General features: G+C 39.3%; 3 protein-coding genes. All 3 read right to left on the bottom strand.

Annotated features, from left to right (window positions below):
• Nucleotides 1-694 (bottom strand): biotin carboxylase N-terminal domain-containing protein (locus ABZA26_RS09275; protein WP_372714241.1); only part of this gene is annotated, 694 nt, incomplete at its 3' end.
• Between the two features lie 26 nt (nt 695-720).
• On the bottom strand, nt 721-1140 hold the full coding sequence (locus ABZA26_RS09270; protein ID WP_372714240.1) for an acetyl-CoA carboxylase biotin carboxyl carrier protein subunit: 420 nt from the start codon (nt 1138-1140) through the stop codon (nt 721-723).
• A gap of 99 nt (nt 1141-1239) precedes the next feature.
• Nucleotides 1240-4086 (bottom strand): DNA polymerase III subunit alpha (gene dnaE / locus ABZA26_RS09265; RefSeq protein ID WP_372714239.1); only part of this gene is annotated, 2847 nt, incomplete at its 5' end.

The following is a 4086-nucleotide window of genomic DNA, read 5'->3' as shown; positions in this document are numbered from 1 at the left end:
GTATAGAGCAGTCTCTTTCTCCTAGATGAACTACATTTCCATGTTTATCACCTATGATCTGTATCTCAATATGTCTTGGATTTTCTACGAATTTTTCTATATATACATCAGGATTGCCAAAGGCCGCCTCTGCTTCATTCTGTGCAGCAACCATGTTCGTCGCCAGTTCCTTGTCATCTCTAGCGATTCTCATTCCCTTTCCCCCGCCTCCGGCAGTGGCTTTTATCATTACAGGGTATCCGATTCTCTCATTTACTTCTTTTTTGGCTTCTTCTATATTTTTAATAAGTCCAGTACCTTCAGTAAGAGGAACTCCGTTTTCAACTGCTGTTTTTCTTGCAGTTGCCTTGTCACCCATGTTTATTATACACTCAGGACTAGGACCTATGAAAACTATATTATGCATTTCACATATTTTTGCAAACTGTGCATTTTCAGCCAGGAATCCGTATCCGGGATGTATGGCATCTGCACCTGTAACCTCTGCTGCAGAAATTATATTAGGTATTTTAAGGTAAGATTCTGTACTTTTTGTAGGTCCTATACATACTGACTCATCTGCTATCTTCACATGAAGACTATCTCTGTCAGCTTCTGAAAATACTGCAACAGTTTTTATTCCTAACTCTTTTGCCGCTCTTATGATTCTAACGGCAATCTCTCCTCTATTGGCTATCAAAATCTTATTAAACATTATTATCCTCCTAAATCAACTTTTTACTAGTCTAATTCCACTAAAACCAGATTCTTTCCGTAATCTGCTAGGCTTCCGTCTTCTACAAGTATCTCTTTTACAGTACCTGAATAAGGAGTTTTTACCGGGCTGTTTACCCCTATTGTAGAGATAGAACCTATATTCTGTCCCTCTTTTATCTTATCTCCCACTTTTATAATAGCTTTTCCGCTCTTGTCATGGTAAGAAAATTTCCCTATATGATAAGATTTTATCTCTTTATATTTTTTAGTTTCCTTTACCTCTTCATTAGTATTCTGGGCTTGGACTTGCTGAGGAGCCGCAGGAACAAGTTTTGGTCTTTTCAGCATTACTTTCAGCTCTTCACTTTCAAAAGAGATTTCAGTAAGATTAGTATCATTTAATATTTTCATTAAATCCTCTACATTATTTATATCATGTTTCATAAAAAAGGTCCTCCTATTAATATCTGTTTTACATTTCATTTTATCACAAATAAAATACTGTTTCAAGAAATTATTACACACGTAATCTTTACTACTTTACTACTTTATAATTATATTTTCAATTCCTAAGAGTTCCACAACTTCCCTTATGAAATACTTAGATGGAGTTACTCGGTACTTTTTATCCAGTTCCACCGTCTTTTTCTCTTCTTTCTCTTTCAGAGCCAGATATATCCTGTGGTCTCCTCTGTGCTTTGAGATTACCGCCTTCAGAGCGGTAAGTTTAGGCTTATCTTCTTGGTTTATGAGAATATAGACCTTAAATCTGGGGATTTCACCTATCTCATCTAGGGGTCTTAGCTCTCTTATTATGATCTTTTTTTCCTCATGTCCTCCGAAGTGGTCTGTCTGCACTACTCCTTCTACATATAGAGGTGCACCGTCTAAAAGATAATGTCCCATCTTTTGATAATCTCTGGGAAAGACAACTGCTCCTATTTTACCATAATAGTCCTCTAAATCAAAAACTCCCATTACCTGACCGCTTTTTTTTGTTATTACCTTCTTTAGGTTTCTCACCATTCCATAGGTTTTTATATGGGTCGGCATCTCACTCACTATATCTTTTATCTCTGTAAGTTTGTATACCTTGAGCATTTCTCGGTATTTATCAAGGGGGTGTCCTGTAAAGTAAAATCCAAGAAACTCTTTTTCCCCGGTCAGAAGATTTTCCATTTTGTATTCAGCCACAGAAGGCATCTGAAATTTTTCAATGGTTGCCCTGGCTTCCCCAAAGAGATTCATCTGCTGTATATCATCTTCTTTCATTACCTTGGTTGCATAATTTAAGGCCTTTTCCATACTTTCATACTTCTGCCTCCGGTTTCCCGGAATTGAATCCAGTGATCCCGACAGTATAAGAGCTTCCAGTGCTTTTTTATTTACGCCTTCTTTTTTAGACCTTGTGACAAAATTTTCAAAGGTAGTATAGTCCCCGTTTCGGGCATGTTCAGCCTTTATTCTTTCTATGAGGGTTTCACCTACATTTTTTATGGCGGACATACCAAATCTAACAAGATCTCCGTCTACTATAAATTTGCTGCTTATTTTGTTTATATTTGGAAGAGCTACCTTTATTCCGTGTTCCTTGGCATCCTCTACATAAAGGGCAAGCTTTTCTATGTTATTCCTCTCAGAGGTCATAAGGGCTGCATAATAATGTTTCGGGTAGCAACCTTTGAAATACGCCGTCCAGTAAGCCACAAGAGCGTAGGCAGCCGAGTGAGACTTGTTGAATCCGTAACCTGCAAACTTGTCGATGAGATCAAATATATCTGTGGCTTTCTCTTCCAGGTAGCCTTTTTTTACAGCTCTTTCTACAAACTTGTTACGATTCTCTTCCATTATAGCCATATTTTTCTTTCCCATGGCTCGCCTTAGTAAGTCAGCTTCTCCCAGGGTATAGTCAGCCATTATGTTGGCTATCTTCATTACCTGTTCCTGGTAAAGTATCACTCCGTAAGTCTCTTTCAGCACATTTTCAAGTGATTCATGGGGATACCTTATAGCCGCTCTCCCGTTTTTCACCTCTATAAAATCATCCACCATCCCTGACCCCAGAGGCCCTGGCCTGTATAGGGCAAGTACAGCGATTATATCTTCAAACCTGTCAGGTTTTAGCTTCATGAGGAGTTTTCTTATCCCGTGGGATTCCAGCTGGAATACTCCCAGGGTATCGCCTCGCTGGAGCAGTTCGTACACTTCTGAACTATCCAAAGGTATTTTATTAAGCTCTATCTCCTCCTGCGTGTCCTCCTTTATATAATCTAGGGTTCTCTGAAGTATTGTGAGGTTTCTCAGTCCGAGAAAATCCATTTTCAGTATCCCAAGATCCTCTAGCTCTTTCATCTGATACTGGGTGGACACCACTTTTGTTTTGGTGTCACTATACAGAGGGACATCATCAGTTAGTGGATTTTTTGTTATGACCACACCTGCTGCGTGTATAGAGGCGTGTCTCACTGTATTTTCCAGTCTTTTGGAATACTCTATGAGTTCCTGCGATTCGCTGTCCGTCTCATATATCTCTCTTAGCTCTTCCACATCTTTCAGTGCGTGATCCAGGCTAAAAAATGACGGTATAAGCTTTGCTATTTTATCCACCTTAAAAAGAGGGACATTCATAACCCTTCCCACATCTCTTATAGCTGCTCTGGCCTTCATGGTTCCGAAAGTAATTATCTGAGCCACCCTGTCCCGTCCGTACTTATCTCCTACGTAATCTATTACTTCCTGTCTTCTTTCCTGGCATATATCTATATCTATATCCGGCATGGATATCCTCTCAGGATTCAAAAACCTTTCAAAGATAAGGTTATACTTCATAGGATCAAGCTCTGTTATTCCCAGGGCATAGGCCACCATACTTCCTGCAGCAGACCCTCTTCCGGGACCTACCGGTATATTATTTTTCTTAGCATAATCTATAAAATCCCATACCACTACAAAATAGCCGGCATAGTCCATCTTGTTTATTACATCTAGCTCATATTCGACTCTTTCTATTACCTCTTTTTCAGGGGTATTTTCATATCTCTTTTTCAAACCCTGGTAGACCAGTTTTCTTAAGAATTCCCCTATACTCTCCACACAAGTTGGTATTTTGTACTCAGGAAACTTAAATACTCCAAACTCAAGCTCTAAATTGCACTTATCTGCTATCTCCACGGTATTGTCCACAGCCCTGTCATACTTCCCCAGTTCTTCCAGCATCTGTTCCCTATTTTTCAAAAAAAGCTGGTCTGTTTCTATCTTCATCCGTTTCTCATCTGATAGCTTACTTCCTGTCTGGACACAGATTAGAATATCCTGCAAAGCATGATCTCCATAAAACACATAGTGAGTATCATTTGTCGCCACTACCTTCAGACCGTGTCTCTGAGCAAG

This window comes from Ilyobacter sp. (assembly GCF_041583315.1).
Taxonomy (GTDB): domain Bacteria; phylum Fusobacteriota; class Fusobacteriia; order Fusobacteriales; family Fusobacteriaceae; genus Ilyobacter.
This window is presented reverse-complemented; position numbering and strand designations above follow the sequence as displayed.

What these genes read in the sequence shown, in the direction of transcription:
- ABZA26_RS09270 (WP_372714240.1), bottom strand. Translation starts at nt 1,140, where the DNA reads ATGAAACATGATATAAATAATGTAGAGGATTTAATGAAAATATTAAAT.